Source organism: Allorhizobium sp. Av2, assembly GCF_021462805.2.
GTDB lineage: Bacteria > Pseudomonadota > Alphaproteobacteria > Rhizobiales > Rhizobiaceae > Allorhizobium > Allorhizobium vitis_G.
Map to the genome: position 1 here is coordinate 3,845,567 of NZ_CP192696.1, position 14,196 is coordinate 3,859,762.

Consider the following 14,196-nt stretch of genomic DNA (forward strand, 5'->3'; position numbering starts at 1 on the left):
GGCTCAGCTTTCGATCCCCATTGCTTTTTCAAATTCCAGCCAGCTGCGGTCCATGGCATAGGCCTTGGTGACATAGGGGATGCCGACATGGCCATAGATCACCGGCCAGAGTTGTTGCTCTGCTGTGTCCTCCTGCACGCCGGCGATCTGTTGCAGGTAGAGCACGGAGGCGAGACCGCTGCGGTCGGCACCGCCCTCGCAATGGATAAGGATGGGCTTTGGCGCGGATTTCAGCAGAGCGACCAGTTGCTCGGCCTTGTCGATGGACAGGCCCTTGCCAGCCGACATGCGAAAATCGATATGGCCGATGCCAAGTTCCTTGGCGATCCCGACTTCCTGCGCATACCAGGGCGAGGGGGAAGGGCCACGCAGATTGACGATGGTCTTGATACCGTAACGTCCGGCATAATCCTTGATATCGGCGGCACTCGGTTGGGCGGAGCGGTAGAATTCGCCGGGAATGACCTCGTGGAAATTGCCCGAAAGCCGGAGATAGCCAAGGTAAGCGCCACAAGACAGCAGACCGGTCAGACAGGCAAGGGCGGTATAGCGGATGGCTTTCGCCAGCAGGATGGACATGGGCTCACACAGGGTCGGATCAAATAATCATCCACCCTGTAAAAGCTGAACCTGACATCGAACTGAAAGACGCGACCACCTGCCGCGTCCTATCATCACAGTGTCGTCAATACGCAGTGATCAATGATCGGCCTTGATGAAGGTGCCGTTCTTCAACTCGCGCATGGCCTCCATCAGTTCTTCCCGGCTGTTCATGACGATTGGTCCATGCCAGGCCACCGGCTCCTTGATCGGCTTGCCGGTCACCAGCAGGAAGCGGATACCCTTTTCGCCAGCCTGGATGGTGATTTCATCGCCGGTATCAAAGACCACCAGCGTGCGATTGCCCGAGAGGTCGCGGATATTCAGTTCTTCGCCCTGAAATTCCTTCTCGACTTTGACGCCGAAGGGCTTGGAGGCATCGCGGAACGAGCCGGAGCCCGCGAAAATATAGGCAAAGGCCGACCGATAGGTATCGACCGGAAAACGCTTGGTCTTGCCGGGTGGAACGGAAATATCGAGATAGACAGGCTCTGCGGCAATACCATCGACCGGGCCGGATTTGCCCCAGAAATCGCCGCTGATCACCCGCACAGCGGTGCCGTCGTCATCGACCACGACAGGAATGTCGGCGGATTTGATATCCTGATAGCGCGGCGCGGTCATTTTCAGCGAGGAGGGCAGGTTGGCCCAGAGCTGGAACCCGTGCATCTTGCCGGAAAAATCGCCCTTTGGCATTTCCTGGTGCATGATGCCGCTACCCGCCGTCATCCACTGAAGATCACCGGCGCCTAGCTGGCCCTGATTGCCGAGGCTGTCGCCATGCTCCACCGTTCCGGCCAGAACATAGGTGATGGTTTCAATGCCGCGATGCGGATGCCAGGGAAAGCCGCGGATATAATCCTGCGGATCGTCATTGCGAAAATCATCCATCATCAGGAACGGATCGGTCATCGAGGTGTCGCCGAAGCCGAAGACGCGGTGCAGCTTGACACCGGCACCTTCCATGGTGGGCGTGGCGCGGCTCTCATGTTTGACAGGGCGAATGGACATCGGTCGGGCTCCTTTCGAGCGAATATGATTTGCAGCCAATATAAGGTTTTTCAAAAGCAGGCGAAGAGCACTGGGCGCAACGCAGTGTTCACAGAAGCGGCTCTTCACGTAAACTCAATGCCGCACTGCAAAATGTGATTACCGCTTTCGTCACGAATCTGACATGAAGAAAGCCGAGCTTTACGCTTCATTATACACCTTCCTTCAAGATTGGCTTTGCCGGGACAAATGAGGACCGGTCTTGCCGGAGCATGAATGCCATGTGTCGTTGGGCAGCCTATCGGGGAGAACCGCTCTTTATCGAGGAGTTGGTATCGTCACCCGCCCATTCGCTGATCGAGCAATCCGTCTGCGCCACCCGCGCCAAGACATCCACCAACGCGGACGGCTTCGGCCTTGCCTGGTACGGCGACCGGCCGGAGCCGGGCCGGTTTCGCGATGTTCTGCCCGCCTGGTCGGATTGTAACCTGAAAAGCATTGCCCGGCAGATCCGCTCGCCGCTGTTTCTCGCGCATGTCCGCGCCGCAACCCATGGCGCCACCCGGCGCGACAATTGCCACCCGTTTGTGTATGGCAACTGGTCTTTCATGCATAACGGCCAGATCGATCATTTCGACCGTATCCGCCGCGCCATGGAAAGCATGCTGGACGACGAATATTTCAACGCCCGCACCGGCTCGACCGATTCCGAACTGCTGTTTTTGCTGGCCATGCAATTCGGCATGAAGCATCGCCCGATTGCGGCGATGGCTGAGGCCATCGGTTTTGCCGAAAGGCTGAGCGCAGAGATCATTGGCACGACCCGGGTGCGTTTCACCGCCGCCTTCTCTGATGGCGAGGCGCTGTATGCGGTGCGCTATTCCACCGACGCCTTTGCCCCGACGCTGTATGCCGGGCCGATGGGGAGTAAGGGCGGGCATTGCCTGGTGTCCGAACCGCTCAACGATGACACGGAAACCTGGGTAGAGATCCCGCCTGGCAGCGCCGTGATCCTCAATGATGAGGGTCTGAATGTCATGGGTTTTGAGCCGGAAATCGGCGGCGCGCCTGCTCGGGTGACGGAAATGGCCGGCTGATCTGGGGCTGCGACAGACGCCGATAGGGCTGCGGAATCATGGTGTGCTGACTTGCCGCCTCACTTCCTCAACGAAGGTCTTCAGCGCGCCACGACAGAAATCGCGGCGATAGGCAAGCGAAAGCGGCGCATCGAGGCCGGAGCCGGGCGCAAAACGGCGATAGGCGACGCCAGAGGTTTCCAGCCGCGCCATGGATTGCGGAATGATCGACAGGCCGAGGCCTGCCGCCACCAGACTGAGGGTGGAGACCAGTTTTGGTGCCTCTTGTGCGACATTCGGACTGAAGCCCGCGGCCTGGCAGGCCGAGATGATCCGGTCATACAGGCCTTGCGCCAGGGGGCGGCGATAGAGCACGAAGGTTTCTGCGGCCAGCGCGGCAAGCGTGACGGTATCGCTGTCATGGCTTTGGCTGTGCAGGGCCAAAGGATGAGTGTCGGGCAAAGCCAGCACCATATCCTCGATATCGACGGTTTCGATGCTGAGGGCTGGCTCCGTTCCGGCCAAAGCACCGGCGGTGGCGCGGATGAAGGCCGCATCAAGCCGACCGGCGGACAATTCACCCAGAAGTTCCGTCGTAGAGCCTTCGTCCAACCGCAGTTTCAGTGACGGCGAGGAGAGCCGCATGGCCCTCACGATGCTGGGCACCAGCGGATGAAAGACCGCCGAGGTGGTGAAGCCGATGGCAAGCTCCCCGATTTCGCCACGCGCCGTCCGCTGTGCGGCCTCGACGGCCATATCCACATCGGCAAGGATCTGCCGGGCGCGGGCGATAAACGCCAGGCCCGCCTCGGTCAACGCCATGCCTCGGGGTTGGCGGATAAACAGCGTCACCCCAACCAATGTTTCGAGAGCCTTGATCTGCTGGCTGAGGGGCGGCTGTTGCAGGCCAAGCCGCTCCGCCGCACGGGTTAGATGGCCCTCTTCGGCGACGGTTACGGCATAGCGGAGGTGGCGCAGTTCAATCATGCCATAGGTTTAACATATGGAGAATGGCTTATCCATATATTGGACATCAGGATTTGAGGGGCGTATGGAAGAGAAAAGACGAGACGGACGATGGTCATGACGAAGACAGTTCAACCGGAGCCAGTTCAGGCCGAGAAAGTTCAGGCCGACCCTCCACAACATCATCCCGGTATCGCCGAATTGTTCACCGGGTTTCTGGGGCTCGGCCTGATGGGGTTTGGCGGTGTGTTGCCGATGGCACGGCGGATGATGGTGGAGGACCGGCGCTGGCTCTCCCCTGGCGAATTCATGGATCTGCTTGGCCTCTGCCAGTTCCTGCCGGGTGGCAATATCATCAATATGTCGGTGGCGGTTGGGTTGAAGTTCCAGGGCTGGAGGGGTGCGCTGGCCGCCGCCTTCGGCCTGATTGCCGCACCGACGGCCATCGTTATCTGTCTGGGTTACATTTACGACCGTTACCGCGACAATCCGCAGGTCGAACATCTGTTTGCGGGTCTGGCTGCGGCGGCTTCTGGCCTGCTGATTTCGCTGGCCTGGAAAGTCCTGCAACCGCTGAAACACAAGCTGTGGGCGCTGGCCATCGTTGCCCTGTGTTTCATTGCCATTGCGGTTTTCCGCCTGCCGCTTTTCGCCACCATGCTGGTTCTGGCGCCGGTCTCTATTGTTTTGAGCTGGAAATTGTCGAAATGATTGCCACCCTGATTTCTCTTGCCCTGATTTTTACGGAATTGTCGCTGATCGCCTTTGGCGGCGGCAATGCCATCCTGCCGGAAATGCAGCGCCGGGTGGTGGAAGTCCAGCAATGGATGAGCGCCAGCGAATTCAGCGCGCTGTTTGCCTTGGCCCAGGCTGCTCCGGGGCCGAATATGATGGTGGTGCCGCTGGTTGGTTGGCATGTGGCGGGCTTTGCCGGGGTGGTCGTCACCTCCATCGCCAAATTCGGCCCGTCCTCGCTGATCACCGCCGGTGCCGTCACCCTCTGGGAGCGCTTCAAGGACCGGCCCTGGCGGCGCATCGTCCAAGCCGGGCTTGCACCAATGACGGCAGGCCTCGTCACCTCCAGCGCCGCTGTGATCACCAAAGCATCGGCAACCAGCCCAATTCTCATTGGCATTGCGGCTGGCTGTGCGGTGCTGACCGGGATGACCAAGGTTCACCCGCTGATCGCGCTCGGCAGCGGCGCGCTGATCGGTCTTATCTTTATTTAGAGAGATTTGACGCCGAGCATCCCCGCAATAGTCTGTGCAAGCCGCTCGGCAACGGCATCCTTGTCCATATCCGGCCAGTCTTCGGAGCGATCCTTGTAGATCAGGGTCACCCGGTTTCGGTCGCCGCCCATGATCCCTGTCTGCGGTGAAACGTCGTTGGCGACGATCAGGTCGGCACCTTTGCGCTCCAGCTTGGCACGGCCATTTTCCTTGATATTCTGGGTTTCTGCTGCAAAGCCGATGACCAGGGCCGGGCGTTTTTCATGGTGGCCAACCGTCTTCAGAATGTCCGGATTTTCGGTCAGCGCCAGCATCGGCGCGGCGTCGCCTGGCTGTTTCTTGAGCTTTTGCTCCGATGCCGTCTCGACCCGCCAATCGGCCACCGCTGCGACCATCACGGCGATATCGGCGGGCAGGTGGGTGAGCACGGCGTCGCGCATCTCCTCGGCCCGCTCCACATGGATCGTTTTAACGCCTGTGGGGTCCGCAAGGCTGACCGGGCCGGATACCAGCGTCACCTCGGCGCCCAGCCGGGCAAGTGCGCTGGCAATGGCATGGCCCTGCTTGCCGGAGGAGCGGTTGGCGATATAGCGCACGGGATCAATCGGCTCATGGGTCGGGCCGGAGGTGACAATGGCCTTTTTGCCTGCCAACGGCTGGAAGGAGTCGTCAAGACAGGCTTCGACCTTGGCAACGATCTCCAGCGGCTCGGCCATGCGGCCCAGACCAGCTTCCCCACTTTCGGCCATTTCGCCAGCCATCGGCCCGATGAACTGAATGCCATCGGCCTTGAGCTGTGCGACATTGCGCAGAGTGGCGGGATGGGCCCACATTTTCGGGTTCATCGCCGGTGCGATCAAAACGGGCCGGTCGGCGGCAAGCAGCACTGCCGAGGCCAGGTCATCGGCCAGCCCATGGGCCATTTTCGCCATCAGATCGGCGGTGACGGGCGCAACCAGGATCAGGTCGCAATCGCGGGCAAGCCGGATATGGCCGACATCCTGTTCGTCCTCGCGCGAAAACAGATCCGTATAGACATGGGAGGCCGAAAGCGCGCCGACCGCGAGCGGCGTGATGAATTCCTGGGCGGCCCGCGTCATGATCGGGCGCACCGAGGCACCCCGCTCGCGCAGCCGCCGGATCAGGTCCAGGCTTTTGTAGGCGGCAATACCGCCGCTGATGATCAGGAGAATACGCTTGTCCGTCAGCGCCATGAAAAGCCTGCCATGAAATTATCGATGCGAACCGGACACTACTGCATAATTCCTTAAATCGGAATCGATTTAAGGAAAAAATTATGCAGCAGATTTAAAGAGTTACAGCGTCCTTTGTGCATTTTGTAAAATGCACGGCGCCGTAGCGCATAAGCGCCTGAAAGGGGAAACGATAAGATGAGGCCTGCTATAGGCTGGCGCAGAAAACGGAATCGATCCGATGCTCTATCGGGCAAGGTCTATTGGCACGCAGGCAATCGTTCCCGCTGCAATCTCCTGGTAGGCGAGACCTTCGCCCAGCGTTGCGGCCATGGATTTGATGATCCGGCTGCCGAGGCCAGTGCCCTTCGGGGCAGCGCCAGGACTGATGCCGATGCCGTCATCCTCCACCGTCAACAGCGCATGGCCGGGCTGCGCATGGCACAGCCGCACGCGGATTTCGCCGTCCTTGCGGTCGGGATAGGCATATTTGATCGCATTGGTCACCAGTTCGGTGACGATCATGCCGATGGAGACGGCGCGATCTGCGGTCAGAGAAATCGGCTCGGCATCGACTGTCAGGGTGATCGGCTTGTCGGGATTGGCAAGCGAACCGCCGATTTCCCGCACCAGATTGGCGATATAAATGTCCATATCGACCCGGCTGACATCGTCTGAGGTGTAGAGGCTGCGATGCATGCCGGCAATGGCGGTAATGCGGGCCTGGGTCTCAGTCAGTTCGGCCTTGACCTCGTCACTCGGAGAATTGGCGATCTGAAGCCGCAGCAGGCTTGCGACCAATGCCAGGCTGTTGGCGACGCGGTGGTTAACTTCGCTGAGCAGCGCTTCCGCCCGTTCCTTGGCAAGGCGGATTTCCTCGTCCGCCTTGACCTTGGCTTCGCGCAGCCGGGCATTTTCGACCGATTGCCGGATGGCGCTTTCCAGCAGCGACAGGAAATCCTCGCTGGTGGTCTTGATGACGTAATCGGAGGCGCCTGCCTTGATCGCGTCGATGGCGATACGGGCTTCGTTGGAACCGGTCACATAGACCACCGGCGTCATGATATGCCGTCCGCGCAAATGCGCCAGCACATCGTGACCGGTCATATTGCTGAGATAATGATCGAGAACAATAACGTCGAAGTTTTCAGACGCCAGAAAGCCCAGCGCCCGCTCCAGATCCTCGGCATGGGTGACGGAATGTCCGTTGCGCCCGAGCGCTTTCTGCACCAGCCGCACGATGGCCGGGTCGTCATCGAGATAAAGAATTCGGACATTCATGGGGCGGTCGGCTCGTTACGGGATCTGCATCACGGAAAAGAACAGCCCGAGCTGACGAATGGCATTGGCGAAATTGTCATAATCAACCGGCTTGGTGATGTAGACATTGGCACCAAGATCGTAGCAGCGCTGGATTTCCCGTTGATCGTCCGTTGTGGTGAGAATGACGACCGGCAGCCGACGTGTGTGCTGATTGGTCTTTACTTTCTCGAGTATATCGGTGCCCGACATATCCGGCAAGTTAAGATCGAGTAAAATTAGCAGGTATCGATCTGCCGAGGTTTCTCCGGAACGGTCCGTGCCCAGGATATAATCCAGCGCGTCGGTGCCATTGGTAAACGGCACGATCTCATTGTTGACCCCGGCCCGGCGAACATTTTTCTCGATCAGGCGTGCATGTCCCTCGTCGTCTTCGACCATGACGATGGTCACTTCCTTGGCCACTGCTTTCATGCTCAGGTCCCTACCAGTTTCGAAAGGTCGCGCGGCAAGCGCAAAATAAATGTCGAGCCGACGCCGATCTTGGAGCGTACGGTAATTTCACCTCCCAGGTTGCGCGTCAATGAGCGCACATGGGCAAGGCCGATGCCTTCGCCCACCTGGTTCTGCTGTCCCGAGCGGCGGAAAAGCTCGAAAATCCGTTCATGATCCTGTTCAGCGATGCCGCGGCCATTATCCTCTATCTCCAGGCGAATGAAGTGCCGTCCATCCGAGACCGCCCGGATAGAAAGGACGACCGGGCGATCGGGTGACTTATATTTGATAGCGTTGTCAAAAAGGTTACCGAGAATTTGCTCCAGGGACAACCTGTCGGAGATGATGCTGGCAACTTCGGTTGAAATTTCTGTATGTCCGCCGCTTTCGCCGATCTGGTGGTGAACGCTGGCAGCCGTCGTCTCGATCAGCGGTTTGAGATCCAGTGGTTCCGGCTTGAGCTGGCGGCGTCCATCGCGCGAGATTTTCAGGATGGCGTTGATCAGCCCGTCCATCTTGCGGGTCGAGGATCGGATGAAGGAAATCGCTTCCGGCAGGTCTTCGGAGGCGGCAAGCCGCGCATCCTCGATCTGCTGCGTCGTCAGGGGCTGCCCATCCGCCAGAACATAGGCCTTCAATGTCTGGAGCGCACTGTCCAGCTCGGCGGTAAATCCCATGATATTGACGAGGGGGGCGCGCAGGTCGTGGGTGATGATATAGGCGAAGCGCTGGATTTCCTGATTGGCCTGCATCAGGTCTTCGGTTCGCTCCTGCACGCGCTCTTCCAGCCCCGCATTGAGGACCTCCACCTCCTGGCGGGCCTTCAACAGATCGCGCACGTGCTGGATGATGATCAGGATCGCGCCGCCGATCACGATCACGATGGCCACGGCCCCGCCAATGGTAAAGACCTGCAACCAGCCGATGGCAAGGAGCTGACTGGCAATTCCCTGGTCTATCCTGTTGTCGGATTCGTCGCGGACTTCGTCAAGCACGGTGCGGATCTGGTCCATCAGCTGCTTGCCGTAACCGGCCCGGACAAGTTCGTAGGCCTGGCGGATGTCGCCGCTGCGGGTCAGCTCGACGGTTCTGGCCAATTCTTCAAGCTTGGCCTTTACCAATTCGCGCAGCTTCTCGACATCCGGGGCATGTTCAGGGCGAGGCGCAAGCAGATGCACGAGACCGTCCATTTCCGTGGTCACATCGCCGATGGCCTGACTGTATGGGGTCAGGAAAGCGACATCGCGGGTGATCAGATAGCCTCTCTGCCCTGTTTCCGCATCAGTCAGCGTCTGCATCAGGTCGGCGCTGGCGCGGCGAAGCATCCGCTCCTCGACAACAGTTCCGAAGGTGACGCGAGTCTTGCCGGTCAGCCACAGGGTCGAGCCGATCAGGCTGATCAGGAGAAGGCAGCCCAGGCCAAGCACAAACAGACTGGAGCGGATGAAACCTGCGTTTGTTGCCGACATGCAATCCTACCCGCCATGACCCAGTTGAAACGCGATGAACAGCAGGCTGAGCGCAATCACCCAGAGCGCCAGCCGGCCTGAGCGACCATGCCGCGCCTGCGCCTTGCCAATGGCATCGGTGGTGCTCTCGTCGAACCGCAGTCCATGCTCGCTCATCTGCATCAATTCACTGTGGAATTTCTCGGTTTTGGCAGCGATCTCCGGCAGGGCTTCCGCCACCCGCACCGCGGCGCGAATGCCGTCCTTCATGTCGGTGACGATGCGCTTTGGACCGAGATTGGCTTTGATCCAGTCCGCGACGACGGGCTCCGATGCCTTCCACATGTTGAACCGTGGATTGAGCATCCGTGAGACGCCTTCGACCACGACCATGGTTTTTTGCAGCATCACCAGTTCAGGCCTTGTCTGCATGTCGAACAGTTCGGTGACTTCAAACAGCAGCGTCAGCAACCGGGCCATGGAAATGGTTTCGGCCGGCTGGCCGTGAATGGGCTCGCCGATCGCCCGGATCGCCTGGGCAAAACTGGCCATATTGTGGTGGGAAGGCACATAGCCGGCTTCGAAATGCACTTCCGCCACCCGCATGTAATCGCGGGTGATGAAGCCATAGAGAATTTCCGCCAGAAACCGCCGTTCTTTCTTGCCGAGCCGTCCGCAAATGCCCATGTCCACGGCAACGATCATGCCTGCGGGGTCGACGAACAGATTGCCCGGATGCATGTCGGCATGAAAGAAGCCGTCGCGCAGCGTATGGCGCAGGAAGGACTGGATCAGCGTATCGGCCAGCGCATCGAGATCGTGGCCAGCGGCTTTCAGCGCCTCGACATCGGACATCTTGACGCCGTCGATCCATTCCATGGTGATGACGTCGCGGCCCGTTCGTTCCCAATCGACCTGCGGAACCCTGAAACCGGGATCTCTGGCGGTGTTTTCGCCCAGTTCCGAAAGAGCGGCGGCTTCGAGCCGCAGGTCCATTTCCACTTTCGTGGTCTGCTCGAGTGTTTTCGTCACTTCGACAGGGCGCAATCTGCGGGTCTGCGGCAGCAGCATTTCCTGCAAATGCGACACGAGATACATGACCTCGAGATCGGCCGCGAAACGGCGCCGTACGCCGGGACGGATCACCTTGACCGCAACCTGCTTCACGCCGAACTGCGTTTCCACCATGCAGGGATGCACCTGGGCGATGGAGGCGGCGGCAATCGGCTCGCCGAAATTGGCGTATAGCTCCTCGACCGGACGCCCGAGCGACAATTCAATTGATGCCTTGGCCTCCGCCGTTGGAAAGAAGGCCATGCGGTCCTGCAATCCGGTCAGGTCATAGGCGAGTTCGGCGCCGACCACATCGGGCCGGGTTGCCAGGAACTGACCGATCTTGGCATAGGACGGCCCCAGCCGCTCGACGGCTTGCGACAGGCGGTCGGACCGCAACGTGCCTCGGGCGCGCTTGCGCTCGAAGGCAGCGGCGACTTTCTTTACAAAGCCGACGCTCGGCGGCAGTCCTTCGGACGGCAACGCCGAGACAACGCCTTCACGAACGAGAATCCAGCCGACACGGGCCAATCTGAAATAGGCGCTGACTGTGCTCATTAATCGATCTTCAATCCGGCGGTCTTTCGGTCAGGCATTGTTCAGATCTTCCAGCCGGAATGAAGGGCGGCAATGCCGCCGGTATAGTTGGTGAAGGACACCTTGGAAAAGCCCGCCTTGGTGATCATCGCGGCAAAATCCTGTTGATTGGGGAACTTGCGGATCGACTCCACCAGATATTGATAGGGCTCGGCCTCGCCGGTGATCATCTTGCCAAATCGTGGGATCGCCTTGAACGACCATTGATCGTAAAAACGGTCGAGCAGCGGCATCTGCACCTCGGAAAATTCCAGCACCAGCAGCCGTCCGCCGCGTTTCAGCACGCGGTAGGCCTCGCTCAGCGCGACATCGATGCGGGGCACATTGCGAATACCGAAGGCGATCGTATAGGCGTCGAATTGATTGGCTTCGAAGGGCAGGGCCTCGGCATTGGCCTCGACGAAGGTGAGATTGTCGGAGAGGCCTTTTTTCTGCGCTCGCTCCTGGCCGACGCCCAGCATGGAGCCGTTGATGTCGAGCACTGTGGCATGGGCGAGCCTGCGCGAGGCCTCGATGATGCGAAAGGCGATGTCGCCCGTGCCGCCGGCAACGTCCAGCACCTTATAGTTAGCATCCTTGCGTGGGTTGAGGGTGGCAATCAGCGCATCCTTCCAAACCCGGTGCATACCCGCCGACATCACGTCGTTCATGATGTCGTAGCGCTTGGCAACCTTGTGGAACACGTCGTTGACGAGACCTTGCTTTTCGCCTTCCGCCACATCGCGGAAGCCGTAGGAGGTTTCCATGCCGCCATCGGCGGAGGTGCGGCTTGCGACCATCGGCTCAACTCCATTCTCTCTAAAACCATATCAGCGACCTTGGCGAGGCCCGGTCTCTTGCACTATGTCTGCGGCACGATTGCAATAGCCCGTCGGGATATTGGCGGGATATTGGCAGGGCAATGCCATAACAGGCCGTCTGGTCCTTAAACCATGATGCGTGCCACTGAAATAGAAACATGGAGCCTTCATGCCGGAATTACCAGAGGTGGAAACCGTAAAACGGGGACTGGCGCCGTCCATGGAAGGGCGGAGGCTGATCCGTCTGGAATTGCGGCGGCCGGATCTGCGCTTTCCCTTGCCGGTCGATTTTGCGGCGAGGACGCAAGGCCGGCTGATCATCTCCCTGTCTCGGCGAGCGAAATACCTGCTGATTGATCTCGATGACGGCGTCTCGATTATCTCCCATCTCGGCATGTCCGGCTCTTACCGGATCGAAGCCTCGGGTGAGACAGGCCTGCCTGGCCAGTTTCATATGGCGCGCTCCCGTGATGAAAAGCATGACCACGTGATCTTCCATTTGAGCGGACCGGAGGGCAGCCCTCTCAGGGTGATCTATAATGACCCGCGCCGCTTCGGCTTCATGGATATGGTCGAGCGCCGTCACATGGATCGTCATGCCGCCTTTGCCGGGCTGGGACCGGAGCCGGTCGGCAACGCGCTCGACGCCGACTATCTGGCCATCAGGTTCAAGGGCAAGGCGCAGCCTTTGAAAACCGCCCTTCTCGACCAGAAAGTGATCGCCGGTCTCGGCAATATCTATGTCTGCGAAGCCTTATGGCGGGCGCATCTGTCGCCGGAGACACCGGCGCGCGCGCTGGTAGATGCTGAAGGAAAGCCGGTGGCGGCGCTGGAAGACCTGACGCAGGCCATTCGCATGGTCATCGCCGAGGCGATCGAGGCCGGCGGCTCCTCGCTGCGCGATCATATCCAGGCGGATGGCTCGCTCGGCTATTTCCAGCACAGTTTCAATGTCTATGACCGCGAAGGCGAAGCCTGCCGCACCCCTGGCTGCACAGGGACGGTCGAGCGCATGACCCAGGCAGGACGGTCGACCTTCCACTGCCCACAGTGCCAGAGATAAGGCGCCTTCGTGCCTCTGGTCAAAACGGTGTGGCGCTTCGAACGGGCGCCTGCCGGCACAAAGGTTGAGAAAGCGCGTTGACGACGCCGTTCTTTCCCGCTATATGCCCGGCCACAGTTAGGAAAGCTTATCGCTTTCCACGATTGCTCCCGAATTGCTGGTATTGCAGGTCGCAACGACTTGGCGGCGAAGGTGGAGTTTTGGTTCGTATTCGAGAGAGGCATCCATGGCCAATACTACATCGGCGAAGAAGGCGACCCGCAAGATCGCTCGCCGCACCGCAATCAACAAGAGCCGCCGTACGCGCGTTCGCAACTTTGTCCGCAAGGTTGAAGAAGCCATCGCTTCTGGCGATCAGGCACTGGCCGCAGCTGCATTGAAGGCTGCCCAGCCTGAACTGCACCGCGCTGCTTCCAAGGGCGTTGTTCACGCCAATACCGCGTCGCGCAAGATTTCGCGTCTTGCCAGCCGCGTCAAGGCACTCGCCGCCTAATTTTCGTCGAAAATTAACATTTTGATCAGCCTGGCTTTTTAGCCGGGCTTTTCGTCTTTTGATATTTTTCTCATTTCATCACTATTGCACGTTACGGTTTCATGTCACTCCAGTGACACGATATTCCTTTTTATATCAATGACTTGCCGGAGGTTCTCCGTCTTGGATGATCTTTCCTTTACGGCAGGACTGTGCGATTTTGAGTCAAGTGATTTTTTTATTTTCAGGCAATATCAGGGCTTGCAATGATGGAGCCCGCCAAACTCCTTGATTCAAAAGCGATTCTTTTTTGGCTTTTGTGCTCCGGGAAACTTCCGGGACGGAGTCAATGGCGCGCTGTTAATTTTAGGTAAAATTCATTGTTGATCTCGGCATTCGATCCTGCCTAAATGCATTTCAAGAGAGGTGCGGATCTTGGCTCCTGTCGGAAAGACACAAGCTGCAAAAGCTGGTTTTTCTGAAAATCCTCTCCGGGCGGAACGGCTCAGTTTCGTTTCATCATACATTGGTTCTCATGCGGAACTCGTTTCCATTTCAGGAAACGAGAGTTGGAGTTTGTGTGTCCGGCTTAAGTTGGAAGCATCCTATTTAAATTTGGGAATAAGAGAGGGAAAGACTGGCCCGACATAAACGAGGATGAAGGGCCTTGAACGAAATACCTGTGTCATAACGGCATATGCTCATTCCCTGCTGCATTAAATTAGGCAATGCGGATTGAGGAGCTCCATTTGGCAGATATGATGATCAGCATGGTTAGCGTTCTTGAAGACGCATGCTGCTGTGAGAATGCATGATGGTGAATGCCTGACAAGACCGGTGTCCTTACGAGGGGACGTCGGTGTTGGAAGTCTCAGGCAGTCAAATGCAAGAATTTAAAGCGTCGGCCAGCAATGGCAACTGGCCGGCACATGTGGACAATTGGAAGGCGGCGAG

The 14,196-nt window shown here is 58.7% G+C and carries 15 protein-coding genes; 5 read left to right on the forward strand and 10 right to left on the reverse strand.

All coding sequences use genetic code 11. The features are described 5' to 3' along the window. Window positions 1-3: 3 nt before the first annotated feature. Window positions 4-579, reverse strand: a complete 576-nt coding sequence (locus FS819_RS18005; protein WP_156549193.1) for a dual specificity protein phosphatase family protein — start codon at window positions 577-579, stop codon at window positions 4-6. Window positions 580-699: 120 nt separating this feature from the next. After that, window positions 700-1,611 carry a pirin family protein gene (locus FS819_RS18010; RefSeq protein ID WP_156549194.1) on the reverse strand — a complete coding sequence of 304 codons (912 nt, stop codon included), beginning with the start codon at window positions 1,609-1,611 and terminating at the stop codon, window positions 700-702. 260 nt (window positions 1,612-1,871) lie between these two features. On the opposite strand from FS819_RS18010, the gene FS819_RS18015 reads away from it, so the two are divergent. Continuing rightward, the gene (locus FS819_RS18015; protein ID WP_156549196.1) at window positions 1,872-2,687 is read left to right on the forward strand and encodes a class II glutamine amidotransferase; all 816 of its coding nucleotides are present in this window, start codon (window positions 1,872-1,874) and stop codon (window positions 2,685-2,687) included. A 36-nt stretch (window positions 2,688-2,723) separates the two neighbouring features. On the opposite strand, the gene FS819_RS18020 is transcribed toward FS819_RS18015, so the two are convergent. Further along, on the reverse strand, window positions 2,724-3,653 hold the full coding sequence (locus tag FS819_RS18020) for a LysR family transcriptional regulator (RefSeq protein WP_156549198.1): 930 nt from the start codon (window positions 3,651-3,653) through the stop codon (window positions 2,724-2,726). 96 nt (window positions 3,654-3,749) lie between these two features. On the opposite strand from FS819_RS18020, the gene FS819_RS18025 reads away from it, so the two are divergent. Both FS819_RS18025 and FS819_RS18030 read left to right on the forward strand, forming a co-directional pair. Then, window positions 3,750-4,343: a chromate transporter gene (locus FS819_RS18025; protein WP_234624715.1), complete on the forward strand. Its 594-nt coding sequence runs from the start codon at window positions 3,750-3,752 to the stop codon at window positions 4,341-4,343. Next, window positions 4,340-4,861, forward strand: a complete 522-nt coding sequence (locus tag FS819_RS18030) for a chromate transporter (RefSeq protein ID WP_156549202.1) — start codon at window positions 4,340-4,342, stop codon at window positions 4,859-4,861. Before FS819_RS18025 ends, FS819_RS18030 begins: the two co-directional genes overlap by 4 nt. On the opposite strand, the gene coaBC is transcribed toward FS819_RS18030, so the two are convergent. The 6 genes from coaBC to ubiE form a co-directional block, all read right to left on the reverse strand. After that, window positions 4,858-6,075 carry a bifunctional phosphopantothenoylcysteine decarboxylase/phosphopantothenate--cysteine ligase CoaBC gene (coaBC, locus tag FS819_RS18035; protein WP_156549204.1) on the reverse strand — a complete coding sequence of 406 codons (1,218 nt, stop codon included), beginning with the start codon at window positions 6,073-6,075 and terminating at the stop codon, window positions 4,858-4,860. The genes FS819_RS18030 and coaBC overlap by 4 nt on opposite strands. Before the next feature lie 225 nt (window positions 6,076-6,300). Further along, window positions 6,301-7,335, reverse strand: a complete 1,035-nt coding sequence (locus FS819_RS18040) for a sensor histidine kinase (RefSeq protein WP_156549206.1) — start codon at window positions 7,333-7,335, stop codon at window positions 6,301-6,303. Window positions 7,336-7,350: 15 nt separating this feature from the next. Next, on the reverse strand, window positions 7,351-7,788 hold the full coding sequence (locus FS819_RS18045) for a response regulator (protein WP_070163772.1): 438 nt from the start codon (window positions 7,786-7,788) through the stop codon (window positions 7,351-7,353). 2 nt (window positions 7,789-7,790) lie between these two features. Beyond that, entirely contained in the window at window positions 7,791-9,278 is a 1,488-nt protein-coding gene (locus tag FS819_RS18050; RefSeq protein ID WP_156549209.1) for a sensor histidine kinase, read from the reverse strand. Window positions 9,279-9,284: 6 nt separating this feature from the next. After that, the gene (gene ubiB, locus FS819_RS18055) at window positions 9,285-10,868 is read right to left on the reverse strand and encodes a 2-polyprenylphenol 6-hydroxylase (RefSeq protein WP_156549210.1); all 1,584 of its coding nucleotides are present in this window, start codon (window positions 10,866-10,868) and stop codon (window positions 9,285-9,287) included. A gap of 41 nt (window positions 10,869-10,909) precedes the next feature. Next, on the reverse strand, window positions 10,910-11,686 hold the full coding sequence (gene ubiE / locus FS819_RS18060; protein WP_156549212.1) for a bifunctional demethylmenaquinone methyltransferase/2-methoxy-6-polyprenyl-1,4-benzoquinol methylase UbiE: 777 nt from the start codon (window positions 11,684-11,686) through the stop codon (window positions 10,910-10,912). Between the two features lie 190 nt (window positions 11,687-11,876). On the opposite strand from ubiE, the gene mutM reads away from it, so the two are divergent. Continuing rightward, on the forward strand, window positions 11,877-12,770 hold the full coding sequence (mutM, locus tag FS819_RS18065; RefSeq protein ID WP_156549215.1) for a bifunctional DNA-formamidopyrimidine glycosylase/DNA-(apurinic or apyrimidinic site) lyase: 894 nt from the start codon (window positions 11,877-11,879) through the stop codon (window positions 12,768-12,770). A gap of 226 nt (window positions 12,771-12,996) precedes the next feature. Then, window positions 12,997-13,263, forward strand: a complete 267-nt coding sequence (gene rpsT, locus FS819_RS18070) for a 30S ribosomal protein S20 (RefSeq protein ID WP_012654798.1) — start codon at window positions 12,997-12,999, stop codon at window positions 13,261-13,263. Window positions 13,264-13,619: 356 nt separating this feature from the next. On the opposite strand, the gene FS819_RS18075 is transcribed toward rpsT, so the two are convergent. Next, window positions 13,620-13,769 (reverse strand): hypothetical protein, encoded by a 150-nt coding sequence (locus FS819_RS18075; RefSeq protein WP_156537843.1) that lies wholly within the window; start codon window positions 13,767-13,769, stop codon window positions 13,620-13,622. Window positions 13,770-14,196 lie beyond the last annotated feature (427 nt).